The 23314-nt window shown below is 39.2% G+C and carries 13 protein-coding genes and 2 pseudogenes; 5 read left to right on the forward strand and 10 right to left on the reverse strand.

Annotated features, from left to right (window positions below; genetic code table 11):
• Positions 1-93: 93 nt before the first annotated feature.
• The 3 genes from H1R81_RS09090 to H1R81_RS09100 all read right to left on the reverse strand — a co-directional run bounded on the left by H1R81_RS09090 (position 94) and on the right by H1R81_RS09100 (position 8389).
• Entirely contained in the window at positions 94-6567 is a 6474-nt protein-coding gene (locus tag H1R81_RS09090) for a 3-coathanger stack domain-containing protein (protein WP_181840392.1), read from the reverse strand.
• A gap of 46 nt (positions 6568-6613) precedes the next feature.
• The gene (locus H1R81_RS09095) at positions 6614-7678 is read right to left on the reverse strand and encodes a hypothetical protein (protein ID WP_181840393.1); all 1065 of its coding nucleotides are present in this window, start codon (positions 7676-7678) and stop codon (positions 6614-6616) included.
• Between the two features lie 396 nt (positions 7679-8074).
• Entirely contained in the window at positions 8075-8389 is a 315-nt protein-coding gene (locus H1R81_RS09100) for a LytTR family DNA-binding domain-containing protein (protein ID WP_181840394.1), read from the reverse strand.
• A 120-nt stretch (positions 8390-8509) separates the two neighbouring features.
• Between H1R81_RS09100 and H1R81_RS09105 the strand changes: the two genes are divergently transcribed.
• Both H1R81_RS09105 and H1R81_RS09110 read left to right on the forward strand, forming a co-directional pair.
• Positions 8510-10336, forward strand: a complete 1827-nt coding sequence (locus H1R81_RS09105; RefSeq protein ID WP_181840395.1) for a sensor histidine kinase — start codon at positions 8510-8512, stop codon at positions 10334-10336.
• On the forward strand, positions 10323-10946 hold the full coding sequence (locus H1R81_RS09110; protein WP_181840396.1) for a response regulator transcription factor: 624 nt from the start codon (positions 10323-10325) through the stop codon (positions 10944-10946). The genes H1R81_RS09105 and H1R81_RS09110 overlap by 14 nt, the downstream gene beginning before the upstream one ends.
• 93 nt (positions 10947-11039) lie before the next feature.
• On the opposite strand, the gene H1R81_RS09115 is transcribed toward H1R81_RS09110, so the two are convergent.
• The 4 genes from H1R81_RS09115 to H1R81_RS09130 form a co-directional block, all read right to left on the reverse strand.
• On the reverse strand, positions 11040-11786 hold the full coding sequence (locus H1R81_RS09115) for a glycosyltransferase family 2 protein (protein WP_181840397.1): 747 nt from the start codon (positions 11784-11786) through the stop codon (positions 11040-11042).
• An 814-nt stretch (positions 11787-12600) separates the two neighbouring features.
• Positions 12601-13284 carry a hypothetical protein gene (locus tag H1R81_RS09120; protein ID WP_181840398.1) on the reverse strand — a complete coding sequence of 228 codons (684 nt, stop codon included), beginning with the start codon at positions 13282-13284 and terminating at the stop codon, positions 12601-12603.
• Positions 13271-13501, reverse strand: coding sequence for a sigma-70 family RNA polymerase sigma factor (locus tag H1R81_RS09125; protein WP_181840399.1), 231 nt, complete (start codon positions 13499-13501; stop codon positions 13271-13273). Before H1R81_RS09125 ends, H1R81_RS09120 begins: the two co-directional genes overlap by 14 nt.
• 110 nt (positions 13502-13611) lie before the next feature.
• Positions 13612-13848 carry a hypothetical protein gene (locus H1R81_RS09130; RefSeq protein WP_181840400.1) on the reverse strand — a complete coding sequence of 79 codons (237 nt, stop codon included), beginning with the start codon at positions 13846-13848 and terminating at the stop codon, positions 13612-13614.
• Between the two features lie 143 nt (positions 13849-13991).
• Here H1R81_RS09130 and H1R81_RS27435 point away from each other — a divergent pair.
• Positions 13992-14264 (forward strand): annotated as a pseudogene (locus tag H1R81_RS27435) (IS481 family transposase); the annotation flags it as partial.
• A 261-nt stretch (positions 14265-14525) separates the two neighbouring features.
• On the opposite strand, the gene H1R81_RS27660 reads toward H1R81_RS27435, so the two are convergent.
• Both H1R81_RS27660 and H1R81_RS27665 read right to left on the reverse strand, forming a co-directional pair.
• On the reverse strand, positions 14526-15308 hold the full coding sequence (locus H1R81_RS27660) for a response regulator transcription factor (RefSeq protein WP_181840401.1): 783 nt from the start codon (positions 15306-15308) through the stop codon (positions 14526-14528).
• A gap of 270 nt (positions 15309-15578) precedes the next feature.
• The gene (locus H1R81_RS27665) at positions 15579-16361 is read right to left on the reverse strand and encodes a LuxR C-terminal-related transcriptional regulator (RefSeq protein WP_305040908.1); all 783 of its coding nucleotides are present in this window, start codon (positions 16359-16361) and stop codon (positions 15579-15581) included.
• A 208-nt stretch (positions 16362-16569) separates the two neighbouring features.
• Here H1R81_RS27665 and H1R81_RS09145 point away from each other — a divergent pair, with 208 nt between their 5' ends.
• Positions 16570-16887 (forward strand): LytTR family DNA-binding domain-containing protein, encoded by a 318-nt coding sequence (locus H1R81_RS09145; RefSeq protein ID WP_181840403.1) that lies wholly within the window; start codon positions 16570-16572, stop codon positions 16885-16887.
• A 1-nt stretch (position 16888) separates the two neighbouring features.
• Positions 16889-22669, forward strand: coding sequence for a 3-coathanger stack domain-containing protein (locus tag H1R81_RS09150; RefSeq protein ID WP_181840404.1), 5781 nt, complete (start codon positions 16889-16891; stop codon positions 22667-22669).
• 274 nt (positions 22670-22943) lie between these two features.
• Here H1R81_RS09150 and H1R81_RS27780 read toward each other — a convergent pair.
• A pseudogene (locus tag H1R81_RS27780) lies at positions 22944-23087 on the reverse strand (hypothetical protein); the annotation flags it as partial.
• Between the last annotated feature and the right edge of the window lie 227 nt (positions 23088-23314).

Consider the following 23314-nt stretch of genomic DNA (forward strand, 5'->3'; position numbering starts at 1 on the left):
AAACCAGTAAATCCTGATACTCAGTTTCTACTGGTTTTGCGTCTTTTTATAGAAGGGTTTATTTATCTGAATTTTTAAATTGGCAGCTATGTACTAATTACAACCTTCTATTTTTGCAAGGAAAATGCTACCGGAAACTGTACTAAAGCCAGGTTGTAAGAGAATAGATTTTCCTGCCTGATACAATACATTTGGTTTTGGATTAGTGGCATCCTGTCCAATCCGGCTAGTTGAAGTAATGTTCTGCGTTGCCAGAAACTTAGCAGTACCGGTCATGACATTATCCACAGTAGTGAGCGTGACATCTGATGCGCTTACATTTATTACTTTGCTTCCGCTTCCACCTACTGAACAGGTAGCTGTATAGGTCCCGGTAACTGTTGGATTAAAAGTTGCACTGGTTCCTGTGGCGCCACCTGTCCAGGTGACAGTCCCAGGGCAACCGCTTGCGGTGAGTGTCACAGCTGTGTTCGGACAAACGAAAATAGCCTCAGCCGGTTGTATGCTAATCGGGTAATTACAATTAGGAGTTACAGTAACTGTTACGGCGGTGCTGTTATTCCCAAAACACTGGTCTATTTTACATTTGGCTGTATAAGAAGTAGTAGTACTTGGCGAAACAGAGAGGCTGGTGCCTGTTGCTCCGGTTGACCAGGTGATAATACCACTGGTACAACCCGTAGCTGAAAGCGTCACACTCTGGCTCGAACAAATAGAAGGTGGATTTGCGGGTGTTATGACAGGAGTAGGTGGGGTAGGCTGGCTTGTTACGGTTGTGGTAGCCGTAGCTGTGCAGCCATTGGTACCTGTAACCGTAACCGTATAAGTGCCTGCCACAGTCATCGTAGCGACGGCATTAGTCCCCAGACTATTTGACCAGACATAAGTACCCCCACCACTGGCAGTTCGGGTAACGCTATTGGTTACACAGTTCAGATGGCTACTTCCAGAAATACTAGCCATAGGTGGTGTTGTATTGCTTGTGACACTGGTCGTAGCTGTAGCTGTGCAGCCATTGGTACCTGTAACCGTAACCGTATAAGTACCCGCAGCAGTCATGGTAGCTGTGGCATTGGTACCTAATCCGTTAGACCATAGATAGGTACCTCCACCGCTGGCAGTTCTGGTGACACTGGTAGCACTACAGGTCAGGTTATTCGTACCTGTAATAGTCGCAGTCGGTGGTGTGGTGCTACTGGTTATATTAGTGGTCGCAGTAGTCGTACAACCATTTGTACTAGTAACGGTTACTGTATAGATACCCGCAGTAGTCATGGTAGCTGTGGCATTGGTACCTAATCCGTTAGACCATAGATAGGTGCCTCCACCGCTGGCAGTTCTGGTAACACTGGCATTTATACAGTTAAGATTATTGGTTCCCGTTATGCTTACTACTGGCGGGGTTGTATTACTGGTTACGCTTGTAGTGGCTGTAGTCGTACACCCATTGGCAGTATTAGTAACGGTGACAGTATAAACACCTGCGGTGGTCATGGTAGCCGTAGCATTGGTGCCTAAGCCATTAGACCAAAGGTAAGCATCTCCACCGCTGGCAGTTCTGGTGACACTGGTAGTGGTACAGTTAAGGTTATTGGTTCCCGTTATGCTTACTACTGGCGGGGTTGTATTACTGGTTACGCTTGTAGTGGCTGTAGTCGTACACCCATTGGCAGTATTAGTAACCGTGACGGTATAAATACCTGCAGTGGTCATGGTAGCCGTAGCATTAATACCTAATCCGTTAGACCATAGATAGGTACCTCCACCGCTGGCAGTTCTGGTGACACTGGTAGTGGTACAGGTCAGATTCGTAGTTCCTGTTACTGTAACAGTTGGCTGGGTTGTATTGCTGGTTACACTGGTAGTAGCAGTAGTCGTACAACCATTCGTACCCGTTACTGTAACGGTATAGGTACCTGCCGCAGTTAAGGTAGCCATGGCATTGGTACCCAATCCGTTAGACCATATATAGGTACCTCCACCGCTGGCAGTTCTGGTGACACTGGTAGTGGTACAGGTCAGATTCGTAGTCCCTGTTATGCTGACTGTTGGCGGGGTTGTATTGCTAGTTACACTAGTAGTGGCAGTCGTTGTACAACCATTGGTAGTATTAGTAACGGTGACAGTATAAACACCTGCGGTGGTCATGGTAGCTAAAGCATTGCTGCCTAAGCTATTAGACCATAAGTAGGTACCTCCTCCACTGGCAGTTCTGGTGACACTGGTAGTGGTACAGGTCAGATTCGTAGTCCCTGTTATGTTGACTGTAGGAGGCGTGAGATTTGCCGTAACACTGGTAGTGGCAGTCGTTGTGCAACCATTGGTAGTATTAGTAACGGTGACAGTATAAACACCTGCGGTGCTCATGGTAGCTAAAGCATTGCTACCTAAGCTATTAGACCATAAATAGGTACCTCCTCCACTGGCAGTTCTGGTGACACTGGTAGTGGTACAGGTCAGATTCGTAGTCCCTGTTATGTTGACTGTAGGAGGCGTGAGATTTGCCGTGACACTAGTAGTGGCTGTAGTCGTACAACCGTTAACTCCTGTGACAGTAACTGTATAGGTACCCGCAGCAGTCATGGTAGCCGTGGCATTGCTACCTAAGCTATTAGACCATAAGTAGGTACCTCCTCCACTGGCAGTTCTGGTGACACTGGTAGTGGCACAGGTCAGGTTAGTGGTTCCTGTTATGTTGACTGCAGGCAGTGGTTTAACTGTAACGGTAAGAGGGATCCGAGCACTTTCACAGCCATCTGCAGAAACACATGCTGCATAAAATGTAGTAGTTGTGGGTAACGGAGGAGTGACATACGATTCTCCGACAAACTGACTGCTGCCTCCTGAGGCTGTTGTATACCAGGTAATATTGCCTCCACTACTACAACCTGAGGCCGATAAAGCAGCGGTTGCATTTGCCCCGCAAACAGAAGTATTTCCTGAGGTGTTTGGCGTTGGGTAAGGCGTAACAGTGGTAATAATAGTGTTGGTAGCAGGGAAACTACAACCATTACTTAAATCACAGCTTGCTGTAAATGTTCCCGAAGCAGTAACACTTATCATATGATTGGTAATGCCATTCGACCACACAACATGACCGCCACAGCCGCTTACAGACAATAGGACACTACGCCCTGTACAAAAACTGACATCTCCACTTGCGATTATGGTTGGGGTAAAACTTGGTTTCACTGTAATTGACACCAGATCGCTTGACAATTCAGGCGAAGAGCTAACAAGCTTTAATTTGTAAACAGTATTCACGCTAACATTAGGCATCTGAATACTGATACTGCCATTAGCAGTTGCAGCAACCGATCCCATGTTTCCATTAACAAGATTATTGTTGGCATCTAATAACTGAACTGTTAGGGTATTCCCGCTATCAAAAGTACCTTCAAGTGTAAAAGGTATTGTCAGGTTGTTCTGACCGCATACCTCAGCTACTATTGTTCCGATAGCTATGCGATTAGTGCCATTATTGAATTGTCTGATACCTACAGTACTCCATTTGCCATTCGCATCTTGTGCCCTAAGCTCCAGAAAATGCAGGCCTTGCGAAAGCCCTGTCATGTTGACAACTAATGGAATATTACTAATAGATGAATTAGCAGTAATAGGTATAGTTGTTCCATTGCCTTCACCGGGGTCAGTATCAATAAAATATTCCAGGCGAGTGATATTGGCTAAATTTAAACTTGCAGGTAGAGCCTCCTTGTAAAATTGTCTTAAGGCTACAGTACTCCATTTACCATTCGCATCTTTACCTCTGATGGTTAGATAGTGCAAACCCTGCACTAAAGAATTGTCTAAAGGGATGGTTATTCCTAAATTAGGAATGGTAGTACCAGCCGTTATCGGAATATCCGTTCCCTGATCAGTCCCCGGATCATTGTCAATAAAGTATTCCAGTTTTACTATATTTGGCAAAGCTATACTGCCCGGTAGAGCATCTTTCCAGAAGGGTCTTACCACTGTCCATGACCATTTGCTATTAGAGTCTTTGGTTCTTACGGAAATATAATGCAAGCCATTGACAAATGATGCCTGAATCGGAATAGAAATAGTAAAATTGTTCAGGACAGAAGCACTGGTAACAGGCACATTAATACCATTGTCAAAGCCTGGGTCATTGTCAATGAAATACTCAATTTTTGTAATATTTACGGCCTGGTTCTGGCACTCTGAAACGGTTAACGTGATGGCATTACTGTTAGGGCTCGGGCATCCGTCTTTGGAACAGGTAGCCGTATAAGTAGTAGTAGTAATAGGGGCAACCGTTTGTGTTTGTCCCACAAAACCATTACTCCAGGTCACTGTGCCTCCTTTGCAGAAATAAACAGTCATGGTTCTGCTTGTACCTTTACAGATGGTTTCACTTTGTCCGTAAATAGTAGGGGCAGACGGAATGGCAGATACCTGAATTTGTAAGGTATTGACACTATTGGCTGTACAGGTATTTTGCGTACACGTAGCGGCATAAGTTCCAGTAGAGCCTGGTGATACGGTAATACTTGAACCTGAACTGCCGGTACTCCATAAGATAGTACCCGTGCAACCGGTAGCTATAAGGGCAGATGATTGTCCGGCACAGATTTTCAGGCTGGAAGCACTTAAACTCATTACATTTGCCGAAGAATTAACCACATTCAATGTGAAAGTATTGCTGGAGATACTCTTACAAACACCTGAGCTACAGATGGCTGAATAAGTCCCTGTTACTTTTGTACTCAAGGCTAAAGCACTACCTGTCTGACCTGTACTCCACGTAACCGTTCCTGCACAACCACTCGCTGTAAGCGAAACTGCTGAGCCGGGACAAACAGCCGAACCAGGGCCTGTAACAGTGGGCGCAGCTAATGCCGCATTGACCGTAACTACGCAAGAAGTAGAACTGATATCACTGACACAACCATTCAGGCTACAGGTGGCTGTATAAGTAGTGGTGGTAGTGGGTGCTACCTCAATGGCACCTCCTGTACTACCATTGCTCCAGGTAACGATTCCGCTACAACCACTTGATTCCAACGCTATTTTTTGCCCGCTACAAATGGTCTGGTTAGGCGTGAGGATGGTAGGAGGAGCGGGCGTAGCAGTGACATTTACCCGAACCGGGCTTGTGGTAAACAAGCAACCATTTTGCCCTATCACAACAGTATATTCACCCGTCTGCGTGGCAGAGAATGTTTTCAGGTTAGCATTTGTAATATTTTCTCCATTCAAACGCCATTGATAGCTATAACCTTCAGGTACACTTAGGGCAATTGGTGTACCCTCACAGGTATTCTGTTCGGCAGCTGGAGAGATAGAGGCCGTTGACGGATTGCTACAAACCACAAATTCCCGTATTGCTACGGTGCTCCATTGATTATTGGCATCTCTGGCCCGTACTTCCAGTATATGCTTACCATTGGAAAGGCCTGTGAGTGCAGCAGTAAAATTAAGATTCGTGAGTGTGGTATTGGGAGTAATACTTACATTGGTACCATTACCAACCCCAGGGTCTGTATCAATAAAATACTCTACTTTATTGACATTAGGTAAACTTGCTATCGCAGTATTTTCCTTGTAGAAAGGTCTTACCACAGCCGTACTCCATTTTCCTTGGTTATCTTTTACCCGTACAGTGAGCTTATGGACACCATTAGGTAAAGCACCAGGTAATGTTACATTAAATGATAAATCGTTTACCGTAGTACCAGCCGTAAAATTAACAGCGGTTCCATTCCCAACGCCAGGATCGTTATCAAAAAAATATTCAACCTGAGCAATAGCCGATACCGGGAGTGAAGAGCGTATTTCTTCTTTATAGAATGTACGTGTAGTAACTATACTCCATTTATTATTAGCATTCTTTGCCCTTACAGAAAAACTATGAAAACCTGGCAATACAGCACTGGGTAGCGGTATAGTAAAAGACAAATTGCTCACACTCGTAGCAGGTGTAAACGTCAAAGCTGTGCCACTGCCTATACCGGGGTCTTCATCGATGAAGTACTCCATTTGGGTAATATTCGGGAGCGGATTATTAGAGGGTAATTCTTCTTTTATAAAAGGTCGGCTGATACAACGTGTCCAGCCATTCCGGGCATCTCTTACACGGACACTCAGGTAATGAAACCCGATGGGTAATGAAGGGATTGGGGTGGTAAAATTAAAATTTGAAATCGAAGTAGCCGCTGTAACCGGAACGTTTGTGGCGTTACCTACGCCAGGGTCGCCATTGAAAAAATATTCAATTTTATCAATGTTTACCAAAGGGGCAGTATTCACAATTCTTTCTTTGATAAACAAAGCATTGGCTGTCCACGACCAATGGTTGTTTTCATCTCTGGCCCTTACACTTAAACGATGGATTCCATCTGAAATACTTAACGATGAAAGAGGAACTGAGAAAGTTTGTAAGACTGATACACCGGGTGTAATGGCTACTTCAGTACCACTGCCTAAGCCGGGGTCGTTGTCGATAAAATACTCAACTCTGTTTATATTCTGGGCAATGAGGTTGCTGCAGGCAAAAAGCCAAAGCACAACCATCCTCACCCATTTGATGGAGAAGTTTTTCATTAATACAAGAAATTAGGTAGGTAAAAGGGATAGTAAACCTTGCTAATTAATTAGCAGACCTAACACTGATGGTTACACTCAACGGGGTAGCTGTAGTGCCCGAACCTGTATTGAAAAAAGAGGTAATAACCGGGACATTAGGCACACCTGAGAGTATATATGGATTATTGCCTGCAAAGGCTCCAATGGGCGTACTACCCGGGCCTACTGTTTTAGCTGGAGAACTCGCAGCTAACTGGAGATTTGAATCATTATAAGGCGAAGCAGTCCATGGATTCGCCACAGTAAAGATAAAGTTGGGATTGGCACTATTCACGTTACCTCCCCCTGACGGCAAACCTGCTATATCGGTACAAAGGTTATTAGAGACAGTTGTGCCGTTTGAATTACCAGAAAGTATCAAGGTGTTAGCAGCTAAGCCACGTCCATCAAAAATATTATTGGTTATAGTACTTCCGTCAATCTCATCCAGCATTCCTGCATTCGTAAATTTAAACGTATTGTAATTAATTACAGCACCCGTAAAATTGTAAAGTGTATTTGGCCCGCCATATAAGAAGATATTATTAGAAATAATACAATTAGTAGAACCATTACCATAAAACTGAGAACCAATTCTACAATTAGTAACAGTTATATTATGCCCGTAAGTATTCACACCACCCACAGTGATAGAAGATCCCGCTGCACTGATGCTATTAACACCACATCTTGTAATGGTACAATTAATATCTCTAACAGTAACATTACTTATTGCCATGCCCATTATGATAGTTCCGGCACTGCCGTTGTCAAGATTGATATTCATTAAAGTGACTTGTCTTTTATCAAAAGAGGTGTTCGGTGTAAGTGCTAAATCATAACCTGTACCAATTATGGTAACTTGTTTGATAATCGATACGTCTCCATAATTTCCTCCATCAACATCAGTCGGTTCAATATAAATAATATCTCCACTTGGAGCAGAGGCATCGATGGCAGCTTGCACAGAGGTATAAATAGCAGGGTCGTTTAAACCCGGAGTTTTATTTACACGACGAACAGTTTGAGCGTTACTGGTATAGGCGAATGCGCAAAGTAAGAATACGAATAGTAGAGATCTTTTTTTCATTTTCTGGATATTTAATAATAGAGTTTTTAGATAATTATAAGTGTGCTTGCAATGCAACTTTGGCCTAACCAAAGATAGCCAAGCGGATAGGACAGCACCAAGAAATAAAGGCTGATTTTATTATTTGGTACCTTAAATTGTATAATTTGGATATTTTTTATAATTTTTTATGTAAATTGAATAGATAAATGCTACACAATTTTATTAGGTAGTACGATTTTATTTTAGATTTACTGAGAAATTCCTGTGGTACTCTGATAAACTTTTGCTGATGGCAATGATTAATCCGAATATAAAATAGATGCAGCTATTCCTCTAAAAAATTCGCACGTTTTTGCCTTAGAAAAAAGGTTTAAGTAATAAGTAAACTCAGCTAATAGTGGAGATAAAAAGTACCTAAAAGAGCAGGAATTTACCTTCTGGTTGGAAACCCTCCAGGACTTTCTTTCTTCTCCGGCTTACTTTTATGCGTTCCCCGTTTTTGAGTAGAATCTCTCTCTGGCTGCCATTAGCATTAATCTTTTCAATATAATATGGATTGACCAGATATGATTTGCTGATACGCAGGAACCCTTCAATCAGATTTTGATGATACACAAGTGTATAACTACTCATTATTTTGCGACCATTGGTCATATGAAATTCAGTATAGTTTACGGAACCACGTAAAAAAACTATTTCATGAATGGACGGAACTATTAATCGGGACATAAGGCTATCGGAAAAAATTTACTGTACAAAAGTCGACAGACGATTGACGATGTACAATCCCCCAAAAGGGGTATTTTTTGATGCTATCTTTTTGAGTAGTTTTGGAGAAATATATTTCAGATGAAGCAAGCATATTTAACCTTTCAGATACTACTTATTACACTGGTAATCATAATGGATTGTAGGGGACAAAAACCCATAGAAATTGGTGCGAACTTTAAATATGAGGAATTAAACCCGGTCATTCAGATTATGACGGACAGTTCAAATACTGTCAATGAAAAAAATCTGGAAGAGTATCGCAGTCATTTCCAGTCTTACCATAAGAATTACCCTACAGGTAATTATTTTCATTGGATTACTTTTCTTTTGAAAAATACGCAGGAGAAATCCATAAACCTGCGGATAGCTTATCAGAATTATGCGGATAGTATAAGCGTCTTTATGGAAACAAAAACAGGCTTCAAGAGTATTGACTCTCCTCAAAGTTGGTTAATCCCAAATGCTAAAAAAATTTATCCTAGCGTTAGATTTTCTGTTTTTAGCTTTACTCTTGATTCAAGAGAACAAAGAAAAGTTTATATAAAACTCCTGAAAAAAGATGGCGTAGTACTTAGCCTTCCATTAGTACTTTATGAAAGACTAGCATTCGAAAAACATTATAGTGAGGATGAGGTTTTTCATGGTTTTTATTTTGGTTGGATGGCATTTGTCTCGATTTTATCTTTTGTTTTTTATCCCTTTCTAAGGGAACGAGTCTATCTCTTTTATAGTTTGAGCATCCTGTTTTCTGTCTTAAATCTAATGGCTCAGCATGGTATCCTCAACCTATATTACGATTGGTTACCAGTGCTTATTAAAGGCCCTTCAGCTATTCTTTTATTTAGCCATTTGTATTATGGGACAACCATTCTTTTTTCGCAACTCTATCTTGAATCTGATAAATATTGTCCTAAAATCTGGCAATACTTTGTTAATTGTTATTTAGTCTCCATTCTTATTTTTCTATCCTTACTTATTTTTAACCATAATCTTAATTATTGGACGTATGGATTATGGTCAACCTTGGTCTATGTTTTAATTGCGATTGGGTATCTTATTTATGGGTTGATTCAAAAAAGAATGGCTGCTTTTTACTATGTTATAGCTATCCTGCCTATGTTTTCTATTGGCTGTCTTTATATTTTTTCATCTTTAGGATTTGCCACATTCTCTTTGGAGTTAGCCAAATTATATAAATTATCTGTTTTATTCGAAATCTTTGTACTATCAATAGGCCTGGGACATAGGTATTTGCTTTTCAGGAAAGAAAAAAAGAAACTTGAACTTGCGCTGATTCAAAGCCAGCATAAAATCATCGAATCTCAGGAAACCGAACGGCAGCGTTTGGCAAAAGACCTGCACGATGAATTAGGAGGGACACTTTCAGCCATAAAAGGAAGAATGGCGAATGAAGAAGTCAGGCCTGAAACAATAACCCTGATAGAGAAAGCCATTGAAGATCTAAGGTCAGTTTCAAGAAACCTGATGCCGCCCGAACTGGCAAACGAAGGCTTGGTTCATGCGGTTTATTATACCATTGAAAGAATACAGAGTTCTTCCCCCATTGAATTTACTTTTATTAGTTTTGGTAAAGAACAACGCTTAAACCAGGATAGTGAACTAAATATTTATCGGGTTATTTCGGAATTAGTCAATAATGTTCTTAAACATTCACAGGCCACAAAGGCTATCATACAATTGATTTATTATGAGACATATCTGAGTATTTCAGTAGAAGACAATGGCATAGGTATAAAAACAAATCAAAATAATTGGGGAATTGGTTTAAAAAACATACATTCAAGGGTTGAATTTCTAAGAGCAAAACTGAACATAGATTCAGGCTCAAAAGGCACAACTGTGATTATTGAAGTACCTATAAAAGATTCTCATGCTAACACCTAAATTACTTATTGCAGACGACCATATACTTTTTAATGAAGGAGTCAGACAATTGCTATCTGAAAAATATGAAGTAGTAGGACAGGTATATGATGGAAAAGATGTTTTGTCAGCCATTCATTTGAAAAAAACGGATGTTATTTTATTAGATATTAATTTACCATCCATTAATGGTTTTGATTTAGCGAAAGAAATAAAAAGAGCTTTTGATACTGTCAAAATTATCTTTTTGTCTATGTATACCGAACCGAGATTCATTGAGCAATCAAAATTCTTGGAAGTAAATGGTTATCTGCTTAAAAACTCTACCAAGGAAGAATTAATCGAAGGTATTGAAAGCGTATTAAGAGGTGAGACCTATTACGACACTAAACTGCAATTCACTAAAATCAGTCTTCATCATAACGATTTTTTTGTCAAGCAGTATTCGCTCACTCCCAGAGAAATTGAGATAGTCCGAATGATTAAAGATGGCATGAGTACCAGTCAAATTGCTGAAAAATTATTCCTGGGTCAGGAAACTGTAAAAACCCATCGAAAAAATATCTATTATAAGCTTTCTATCACAAAATCAACCGAGTTAATCAAATTTGCTATTGAGAATAATATTTAATACATTCTTACAGCAAATAGCCGACGAATAGAGAAATTGCCTAATGATAGTGTAACTAGTCGTCTAGTGAATTTAATATCGTTCACTAATCAATTATTTAACGACCCACTGTAGTAACTTTGAGATGGGCTTGGCATAGAGCGTATACCATTTTGGAGACAACCCGTTAATTTTCCAGGCATTGCGATCTTCCTTATTGGCTGTTATCCGCTTTTTTAAAGAGTCATTGCTATTCCCTCCGTTTCTCATTTTCATCAATACTTCTGGTATATGATATGAGGAAACATGATGTTTATAAAGCATTCTTAACATTAATTCGTAGTCACTGGCATTTGGCATAGTAGCAATATACAAACCATACGTATCATATATTTTCTTCTTTAGGAAAAAAGCCGTATGTGGAGGCATCCATCCGTTGAGAAATTTACTCCGTTTATAAGAGCCAGATTTCCAGTTACGTTCAATTTTCGTCACATCCTTATTATTCACATAATGCAGATCACCATAGACCGAATCGGCATTCGATTCCTGAAAGGCCTTCGCTACTTTTGAAATAACCTGATTGTTCGGATAAAAATCGTCAGACCCTATGATTCCTACCGCATCACCTGTAGCCATTTCAACACCCTTATTCATTGCATAGAAGATACCACCATCCTTTTCTGAGATCCATCTGATTCTATTGCCATAAGATTTCAAAATCTCAACAGTTCCATCTTTAGAAGCTCCGTCTACTACAATATATTCTATATCGGGATAGTCTTGTGAAAGTACACTCTCTATCGTATCACGAATGGTTGTAGCGGAATTGTAAGCGGCAGTAACAATTGAAATTTTCATTGTAAAATCGGGTTTTAAAATCTGCTTTACGAGTTTTTTGAAATTTTATGTTAAGGAGATTACTTAGATAAACAAAGAGACATATCAATAACTCTCAAATTCAACAATAAATTTGAATGGTGATTCATCATGACTAATTAATTAAGCTTTAAATACATCATAGATACCCTTTATAGTTAAGCAAATGCTCTATAGCATAACGAGTGTATCTAAGAAATATTGAAATAGCTATTTTTTTACGGGCAGAGTTATATGCCAAATTAAAACTCATATAGTTTCACGACTTAGTAATTTTATATATTTTGATTAATAAACTTAATCTTTTCATTAATTAACAATTGATATGTTAAAATATTGGATTTTAGCCCAAATTATACTTGATTAAATTTGGGTTTTATATCCTATTAATTAGACATTTTAAACCGCTTATATAAATTCGATGTTTTGCTTTGTAAAGCAAAATTAACTGGTTTTATCGGAAAAAAATCTTAATTACGGAAAATCATGAAAGTAAATAGTTAATGTCCAACAAAATAAAATAATAGTTAAATTTTAGAGTGTATTTAAATATTGTCTTTCTGACCAAAAAGAGCAAATTTTTGGTCAGACAAGCGTATGTGGCACATTTTTCGGATGTAGCCATCAGACTGCCAAAGTGGCAGCTACACGGTTCGCCTTTCGATTGAAAAAATGCAACAAAGTATAGCTAGAAAAGCGGAGGCTGCACAGATGTCTTTGTAGGCCGAACAATAATTTTTAAACATGCTCTTAATATATCACCTGGCTTTCGCAGTCAGTTGTGAGTATTTTTATATTAAAAAACTTTTGCCCAAAGTATTCGCCACCAGATTTTCCAGCGGTTTAGTTTATCAATAGGGTATTCACAATCGGTACAGTCTTCAAATTTTTTGTAGATTTCTTCTGCCTTATAGGGTTGGTTACTTTTGATATAAGCCAACGCTAAGTGCCATTCTGCGGCTTCTTTAAAATAAGGCCGGATATTTTTTACCTGAAGAGATCGCTGAAAGTCTTTTACTGCTAACAAGTAACTTCCTTCTACTAAATGGGCTTGCCCATCAAAAAAACTATTGAATGCGGTTCGTTGCTCGGGCGTGAGTTTAGTGCTATCTATTCCTCTTGTAACATTAAAATCGTTTTCAGTATCAGGCAAATGAACACTTACCAATGATATATACAGCATAAAAATGATTGAGGCAGCCATAGAGGCACCTGCCGCATACCTGATTATTCGGAAAGGAGAAAACTTGTGTAGCCGTCTTTCTCTGTTTTGTAGATTCTTAATTGTTTTTAAGACTTGTTCCTGAATAACCGACTCTTTTAAAAGATTGAGTGTTTTTCGAATTTCTTCCACTTTTTTAGTTAGTTCAATATCCTTTTTTAGTTCTTCTTCAAAAAATAAAGTATCCTTCTGGTTTAATTTACCTAGCAGGTAGTCTTCAATCCATTCAAACTCTTCTTGTTCATTAGTTGGTCTCATATCTCATAAGTTTACTTAGTTCTTTCATGCATCTAAATTTTCTTACTTTAGCAGCATTTGCATTGCCCAAGTTAAATAGAACAGCGATTTCTTCCATCGATTTCTGGTCTAAATAATAAGCTTTTAAAATTCCCTGACAAAGTGTTCCTAATTTTTTGAAAATTGACTGTGCCATCTCAAATTCTTCTTTTTCAATTAAGATGTTTACGGGAGTCATTTCAGGGGTCGAAAATTTTGAAACAAATTCTGCCTCATGTATAGGTCCCTTCCCATCTTTACCTAACTTTTTTAGCCACAGCTTATACGCGACCGCATATAAGTAAGTACTTATTTTAGTATCATCCTGTAAGTGAACTTATCAGACCAGACCTGATTAAAAAAAGAAAGTAATACTTCCTGAAATAAATCTTCTGCGTCTTCAATCACTCCACTATTTCTTAATACAAGATGAGTGATGGTCTTATGGTTCTGCTTATATAACTGTTCAGCTATACGGTTACAGATTTTCTTGTCACGGCTTAATAGCCCTTCAATAATTTCTTTGTCAGTAAATTCTAGGGTCATAGTGGGAGCATCATTTTTAGCATTTATTCCAGCAAACTAAAAAAGGTAACAAAAAAATTAATCCAACTAAAGCGATAGGTAGGGGTAAAAAAATAAAAAAACAAAAAAGAGACACTATCCGCATCGGAACTGTATGTCGTAATATCAAAGGCGTAGGTTATATCTATCAACAAACTTTTATTGACATTTATACTAAGGTACCCTATGTCAAACTATATAATCTTAAAAAAGCTTTGGTATCGGCTGATATGTTTAACGATAAAGTCATCTCTTTTTATGAGCAAAATGACATTCGTCTTTTAAGGGTTTTAACAGACAGCAACGCGACCGGGTCGCCGGAGTGATATCAATTGTACTTAGCCTTAGAAGATATTAATCATACTAAGACCAAAAGTCATCAGACAAATGGTATTTGCAGTTGCGTAATACTTATTTTCTTTGCTCTTCTCTCGTTTCGGAAAGTCTTTGAGAATTTTATTATAAAACTAATTAACTCGTTGTGATTTGCGAGAATCTATCTAAAGATTCAAATAAAACCTATTTGAAAAAATTGCATATGCCAATTAATAATGCTTAGATATTATTTGATAGAGTTGTACCGGATTATCCAGCGAATTATGGAAATTAAGAATGAATAGTAAATAAGGCTATTGATACAAATACTTTTGATCCCTTAATTATATCATTCGATAAATTCTTAGTAGATTAATTAGCTCTGTGGCGTCAACCAGACCTAATTTTTTTAACATGTTTTGCCTATGGGTATTTACTGTGTTTACACTGATGAATAGTTTTCCCGCAATTTGCTCACTTGTAAAACCTTCACCCAGTAGTTTAGCTATCTCCTGTTCTCTTTTCGTGAGGAGTGTTAATTCTGAGGCTGTATTTGTCTCATTGTTTATTTCAAAAAAACGACTGGTTTTGCCTCCGGTTAAATGAATGTGCTGTTTGCCATTTCGTTTGAAATGAGTGATATCTGTTATGTAGGCCAGAAAATAGGTAATGTGACCATCATCGTTTGTTTTTAATGCAATGCTTTCCTGGCAGACCCTTCTGATGCGTCCGTCTTTTCCTGCCATCTGGTAATCGTAAATTACCCTGAACATTTTCATCTGTTTTGGGTCAAGGGTAGCCGTATAGGAACTGATTTGCCTGGATATTTCACCCAGTCCCAGAAAATCTTTTTCCAGATATTTACTTACGTAGCCTTCTACCCCAACTTCATAGAAATAGTCTGTAGGCCAGCCACAGACTTTCTCAACTGCACCTAAAATCAATGGATACATCATTGTTTTTATTTCAAGTACAGCCAGCGCATGCCCCTGCATGGTGAGTGTTTCGTGTAAGAGAGGGTTGTTTGCCACAAGGCTGGCTACTACATCAAAATCTTCGTTTGTTCCATCTGAATGCCAGATTCTCTTGAAGTCGTTAAAATCAAATGGATAGGAGATTAAACCCATAGAATTTTCAATTAAAACGTTTTGGTTTGGATTTGAAATACTGGATGTTCCGTATTGTAATACTAATCAAATAAGAAGAGATTTGCAAGAGTCTGCCAGAAGATTCTAATCCTGTCTACAGATATCAATTTAAATATTGCAGGAGCTTGACAGATACTGACCTTTCGTGATAAATTGCCTGATAGGCTAAATGATTATCCCGGAGATTATCGAAAGTAGGCTTAAAAAAATAATCGGGTTTCATAGATACAAATATTTATTAGCTCTCCATCAAATCATACGATAAATCCTTAACAGGTTCATCAGCTCCGTGGCGTCTACGAGGTTGAATTTTTTTAGCATATTTTGCCTGTGCGTATTTACGGTGTTTACACTGATAAACAGTTTTTCAGCAATCTCGTAACTGTTGAATCCCTCGCCCAGTAGTTTGGCTATTTCCTGCTCTCTTTTAGTAAGCAGGGTTAATTCTGCGACTGTATTTGTCTCATTGTTTATTTCAAAAAAACGGCTGGTATTGCCTCCTGTCAGGTGCATATGTTGCTTGCCAGCCCTTTTGAAATGCGTGATATCAGATACATACGCCATAAAATAAGTGATGTGCCCTTCATTGTTTGTTTTCAAAGCTATGCTTTCTTCACATATTCTTCTTATGCGTCCGTCTTTACCTTTCATCTGATAATCGTAGATTACTCTGAATTGTTTTACCTGTTTTTTGTTCAGGGTGGCTACGTACGAATTAATCAGTTTAGATGTTTCTTCAAGACCAAGAAAATCCCGGTCAGGACATTTGCTTATATAACCTTCAACACCCGCTTCATAAAAATACTCGGTAGACCAGCCACATACTTTTTCTACATCTCCTAGAATTAATGGGTAACGCATTGTTTTGACATCCATTACTGCTAATGCATGCCCTTGCATAATAAGTGTCTCATGCATTAAAGGATTGTTTCCTATTAGATTGGCAACGGATTCATGGTCTTCGTTAAGACCGCCGGAATTCCATATTCTTTTATACTCATTAAAACTGAAGGGACAAGCTATTAAACCCATAGAGATGTGAAAAGGATGTGTCGGTTTGGCGCTAAAATACTGAATGTTCAGTATTGTAAAGCTAATTGAATAGCGGGAAATTTGCAAGTAACTACGTGATGAATCAAATATTGTCTGCACAATCGTATTTAAAAAATACCGGATAGCCTTATACGCTTCTTATGCATAAGGTGGTATCCTGCCAAACCCAAAAGAACGAAAATTGTCAATGACTAGAAAAATTTATCCTCAGACTGACGAGATAGTGTATCTCGAAGCTCAGATTAATTATACGATTCTGCATTTAAAAAACGGCCGGAAGATAGTTTCTTCTACTACGCTCAAATATCATCAGGCAGACAGCTGTCTCGATGGGTTTCTACGAGTGCACAGGTCTTATCTCATTAATCCTGATTTTATCAAAAACATTGTAAGAGAGCGGACTAAAACCATTGCGCAACTGCTTGACGGAAGAGAACTTGAGGTATCAAGAAGGAGAGTTGAGCTCGTAAAAAATTTGAGATATTCAATAGAAAACACATTTTGAGATGAATAAAACTTTACGCATTATCATTTTATCGGTTATCTGTTTATCCACTAAGGCACAGATATCATTAGTGAAGCAATTTGACAGGCAGATTGCAAATTTTGAAACGCTTGGTAATAAAATTCTTTTTAATGTTGAATCTCAGGGAGGCGAGCCGGAATTATGGGTAAGTGATGGATCAGAGAGTGGTACTTTTATAATACCTTCTGCTCCGCCTCTTACTTCAGTATCTACATTCAGGAGTCGGGTAGGAAATTATATATTCTGGTATGTAAATGGTGAAATATGGAAATCGGATGGCACTATATCAGGAACGGTGAAAGTAAAGGATGGGCTACCGAGCTGTAATAATCTGGTAAATCTGAATGGTATATTAGTTTTTACCGGGGAAGATGATTTATGGAGAAGTGATGGTACTACTGGGGGGACTTATAAAATAAAGGACGATATTGTACCTTATGTTTTAGAACGAACAGCCGTATATAATGGATACTTATATTTTATGGGTGGAAACGCTATTAGTAACTTCACTACGGTATGGCGTACAGATGGTACCACAACTGGCACTACCGAAATTCCCAATGGTGGGTATAAACCCTTGGGTTTTAATGTCATTAATAATAAACTCATTTATTCGGCATTTATTACTTATCCAAATTGCGAAACTAACGATTCAGGATTTATAAGAGTAATAGTACAAATGGACGGTTCGAATGTCACCGTGCTAACACCAGTAAATTGTATTCCTTCTAATCCATTCGGGTGGAATAATTTCGAATCTACTTCAAAATTTTTCAAAGCAGGCAATTACTTGTATTTCAAGGGTGGAATAAGCATAGTGGGTGGTTTTGGAAGTACTAATCTATTTAGAACTGATGGTACTGTTGCAGGTACTATCAAATTAACAAACTTTATTCCAAGTTCATTAAATGAAGGGCTCGATAATTCATTCTGGGATGGTAGCATGGAAAATGATTTTGGATTTGATAATATCTTTCTCTTTCCAGCCAGAACAAGTAATGAAGGTATTGAGCTATGGAGAAGCGATGGAACAGCAATTGGCACTTATTTACTGAAAGATTTCATTATAGGGGCAGAGGCGTCAAATCCCAAAGAATTCAGGACTATCAACGGTTTGACCTACTTCTATGCCAAGTCTGTTACATACGGCATGGAACTATGGAAAAGTGACGGTACTGCAAATGGCACGCAATTGGTAGAACAGCTAAACCGTTCTGCACAAAATGTACCGTTTCCGACGAACTTCCCTTTCAATGGGCATGAGTATGGCATTAATATGGGAAACGGTTATTATTTCTCAGGTATCTATAATAATATTAATGGTTTATATAAAACCTGCATTTCTCCTTTTCCGGTACTTTCGGCTACTAATACCACTATATGTGCTGGTAGTAATACCACGTTGAGCGCATCAGGCTGTAATGGTATCATCACATGGAACACAGGCGCAACAACGAGCTCAATCGTAGTTTCTCCCGGCACAAGTACTACTTATTCAGCTACCTGTACTGAGGGCGTTTGCAGTACAAGTATTACTAACTCGCTGACCATAACAGTGAATCCGGTTCCCGTTATTGCGGCCAATACAGGTAATTTATGTGCCGGACAAAGTATAACACTTACGGCATCAGGCGTAACGGCAGGCATTCAATGGCAACGGAATGGAAGTACTATTGCAAGTGCTACAAATGCCACCTACAGCCCAACACAGGCAGGCACATACAGAGCCATTGTTATTGCTACGCAATGCTATTCTAACGAGATTATAGTAAAACCCATACCTGCAGTGCCTGCTATTACCAGCAGCGCCTCAAATAGTATCTGTGCCGGGCAGAGTACCACTTTAACAGTCAGTAATTGCGCAGGTAGTGTCACATGGTTACCGTCTGGTTCCGGCTCTGCTATTTCTGTGAGTCCGGGCAGTACTACCACTTATACTGCTACCTGTACTGAAAATGCCTGCATCAATACGAATACGATCAATATTGTGGTCAATCCACTGCCTGCCGCTCCTGTGGCAAGTATTTTCAATTGTACAAACACGCCTACTAAAGTATGGGAGAAAAAATATGGTGGCACGCACATTGAAAGCCCCTATAAAGTGCTTGAATTATCAGACGGTAATTTGCTCTGGGTGGGGGTGTCTTCTTCAGCTATCAGCGGTGATAAAACTGTGAGTAATTCGGCGGGAGATGATGCCTGGATTATCAAGACAGATGCTGCAGGTACAACTAAAATATGGGATAAAGTTTATGGTGGTACAGGTGGGGATTATCCATATGCAAGTATAGCCACAAGTGATGGAGGAGCAATTATTGCTCTAGGGTCTAACTCGGGTATGAGTGGTAATAAAACAATTGATAAATACGGTTCGAGCGGTAATGATATATGGGTGATAAAAATCAATAGTAGCGGTGTTATTGAAAATCAATGGATTTTTGGCGGGACACTGGATGATAATCCTAAAGATATTATTCAAACAAGCGATGGAAATTATGTTCTGGCGGCGGTATCGTATTCAGCCGATGGTACCGGAAATAAAAGCATTATTAATGGTCCTATATCAAATACTATCAATGGAGATATATGGATTATTAAATTCAACCCTGCTTCCACGAGTGCAACAGGGGCTTCAGTATGGCAGGCAACTTATGGAGGTAATTCACTCGATGAACCTGCGAAAGTGATGGAAACACCATCAGGTGATTTACTTATTGCGGGTTCTTCCAAATCAATTGTATCAGGCAATAAAACCTCTGTTAGCCATGACGGAGGGGCTGGGCAATCAGATTACTGGGTATTGAAAATTAAAAGCAATGCCTCTGCTATTGTATGGCAGCAAAGCTATGGTGGGGCAAAGGCATCGTCAGACCCTACGGGACAAAGCTATGGAGATGATAATTTAACTTCTATTGCGAAGAGTAATACCACGGGCAGGTATGTATTGGGAGGCACAAGTAAGTCGCAAGCGAGTACAGGGAATAAAACCGTTGCCTTGAAAGGCGATAATGACGGCTGGCTTGTAGAAATCAATGAATCTGATGGAGCTAAAGTGGCTGAAAAAGCTGTTGGCGGAGCCAATAAGGATGATTTCTATGAAGTATTAAGAATGCCTAACGGAACGGGCTATTGGCTGTCTATGCGTGTAACCAACACAAATTCGGGAGATATAACAGCATCGGCCCTGGGATTGACAGATATATGGGTAGCAGAGATTGACAATAATTTCAGTCTGGCCCCCCGATGGGACAGGCGCTATGGTGGCGCTTATGAGGACGGCCCGAGAAGTGCCATAATTACGAGTACAGGTCAATTAATTGTAGGAGGATATCAGGCAAGTAGCGCCACAAATACCAATGGTATTGCTCAGGATTATTATGCTGTAAAAATATCAGAATGCACAGCTGGTACTACTGCCACCATGTGCACAGCTTCAACGGTTAATCTGTATGCAAGTGGCTGTAATGGTACCATTCAATGGTCGAACGGCAGTAGTAGTAATAGTATATCTGTAAATATTGCAGGCACTTATACAGCTACCTGTACTTCATTTGTGACCAATTGCACGAGCAGTGCAAGCAATGCACTTGTTGTAAATTTTGCAAGCACCAATGCACCTGCAGTTACTGGCACTACGATATGCACAGGAAACAGTACTACACTTACTGCCACGGGTTGCTCGGGTACATATAAATGGTACAGTTCTGAAACAGGAACTACAATTCTGGCTAGTACAGCTGCCTATGCTACGCCAGTGCTTAACACCACAACTGCATATTATACAAGCTGTACAGAAAATAATTGCGAAAGCAGCAGGACATTAGTTACAGTAAATGTGGAAGCTAAACCGAATGCACCAACTGTTGCGAGCCCGAACCCGATTTGTGTGGGAGGCAGCGCCAATATAAGTGCTGCTGGTTGTACAGGTTCTGTAACATGGACGGGTGGGCTAAGTGGTAATACAATTACTGTAAGCCCTGCCATTTCTCGAACTTATCGGGCTGCCTGCACGAATGAAAATAGCTGTACCAGTGATAGTAGCACCGTGGTTACATTGGTTGTGAATCCATTACCATCCGCACCTGTTATTTCTACGGTCTCATGTGAAAACACTCTTACAAAAATATGGGATAAGCGTTTCGGTGGGAGTAATTATGAGGAACTACGTTATATGCTACCCACAAATGATAGAGGATATTTATTGGGAGGTTATTCAAACTCTGATATTTCTGGTGATAAAACCCAGGCTTCTCAGGGTGGTAATGATTATTGGATAGTAAAAATAGATGCGGATGGGATAAAACTATGGGATAAGCGTTTCGGAGGCAATACTAATGATATTTTAACCTCTATGCTACCTACAAATGATGGAGGATATTTATTAGGGGGTTGGTCGGAGTCTGGTAACACTGGTGATAAAAGTCAGACTTCTCAAGGTTATTCTGATTATTGGATAGTTAAAACAGATGCGAATGGGACAAAAATTTGGGATAAGCGTTTTGGAGGTAGTAATGCAGATATTTTACGTTCTATACTCCCTACAAATGATGGAGGATATTTATTAGGGGGTGAATCCTATTCAGGTTTTTCAGGCGACAAAAGTCAGGTTTCTCAGGGTGGGTTAGATTTTTGGATAGTAAAAATAGATGCGAATGGGACCAAACTATGGGATAAGCGTTTTGGAGGTATTAATGATGATGTTTTATGGAATATGATAAATACAGGTGATGGTGGATACTTATTAGGTGGATTTTCATGGTCTGATATTTCAGGAGACAAAAGTCAATCTTCAAGAGGCGATGCTGACTATTGGGTACTTAAAATTGATGCAAACGGTACAAAAATATGGGATAAAACTTTTGGAGGTAGTGATATGGATTTTCTGACTTCTGTAGTGCAGACCAGTGATGGTGGATATTTACTTACAGGAGAATCAGGTTCTGGCATTTCAGGTGAGAAAAGCCATATCTTACTTGGAGACAGAGATTGTTGGTTAGTAAAAATTGATGCTAATGGAACAAAGATGTGGGATAAGCGCTTTGGCGGTAATGGTACTGACTGGCTACCAACTATAGTTCCTGTCAGCGATGGCGGTTACCTATTGGGTGGAGGGTCTAGTTCAGATATTTCGGGAGAGAAAAGTGAAAAATCTCAGGGAGATTTTGATTATTGGATTGTAAAAATTGATGTTAATGGAACAAAAATATGGGATAAGGCTTACGGCGGAGCTAACTTAGAAGGTATTGGTTCAATATTACCTATATCAGACGGAGGATATTTATTAGGGGGAGGATCTGATTCTGGTATTTCAGGTGATAAAAGTCAATCGTCTCAAGGAGGGAGAGATTTCTGGGTATTAAAAGTAAATGAGTGTCTGAATCCTATTGCAATTTGTCCTGGCCAGAATGTTAAGTTAACAGCGAGTGGTTGCACGGAGACAGTTAACTGGTCAAATGGTATGAGTGGTAGTACTATTACAATTAATTCGGCGGGTACCTATACTGCTACCTGTACTGTTAATAATTGTGGCAGTAGCCTTAGTAATAGTATCGTTATTACTAATGTTCCGGCAAATCTTAGTCTTGCTAATACGGCTACAAACGGGGTTCAGAAAGCACTGGATAGCATTACCTCAACGCAGACTGTGCCAGTCTCAACAAATGTCACCTATCAGGCAGGTAAGAGTATCAATCTGCAAGGGGTATTTCAGGCTCAGCCTGGTAGTGTTTTTAAGGCTGAGATTAAGGGGTGTGATAATTGAAATGCCGGAGAGAATAAAAAAGAGTTATGGCAAAAGAGTTGCCATAACTCTTTACATTTAATCAGTACTTAGGCTTCCCTTGGGAAATCAAATATTAAAGATTGATCATCCTAAAAATGTAATGCTTTCCTTTCAAGTTTATAATTACAAATAAAATACTTTATTAATCCAATAGGCAATACTCAATTGCCCATTGGACAGATGCCTTTCGTAAAAAGCTATATCATTCTTTATCAGAACTACTTTTGATTGACACAATTATTATGAGGTACTTTTAAAACTTACTACCAACCGTAATTTTATCATTCTCTTCGGGAAGAAACCCAGTAACCTTAATTAATTTTGAATAATTATTTATACTTGGCATCACTTTTTTATTTTCCCAAAGGAATACAGTTGTTTCAGAAACACCTAATAATTTGCTAAAGTCCCTTTAGAAAGATTGCTTATTGCGCAGTTTAGCTCCAAAAGTCAGTGGATTTGGATTATACGCTCTGTTTATAGGTTTAGGCACCCTAGCAGCTAAATCTGGGAAATGTCCACATAATCTTTTGCCTAAGGCAATGCAAATTACTTAAATAATCGACTTTTTGATAAGATGCTCTAGCAATGTTAATGAAGTATTTTACAAAAAAGAATATTTTT

It is taken from the genome of Emticicia sp. BO119 (genome assembly GCF_013912375.1).
In the GTDB taxonomy this organism is placed as follows: Bacteria; Bacteroidota; Bacteroidia; order Cytophagales; family Spirosomataceae; genus Emticicia.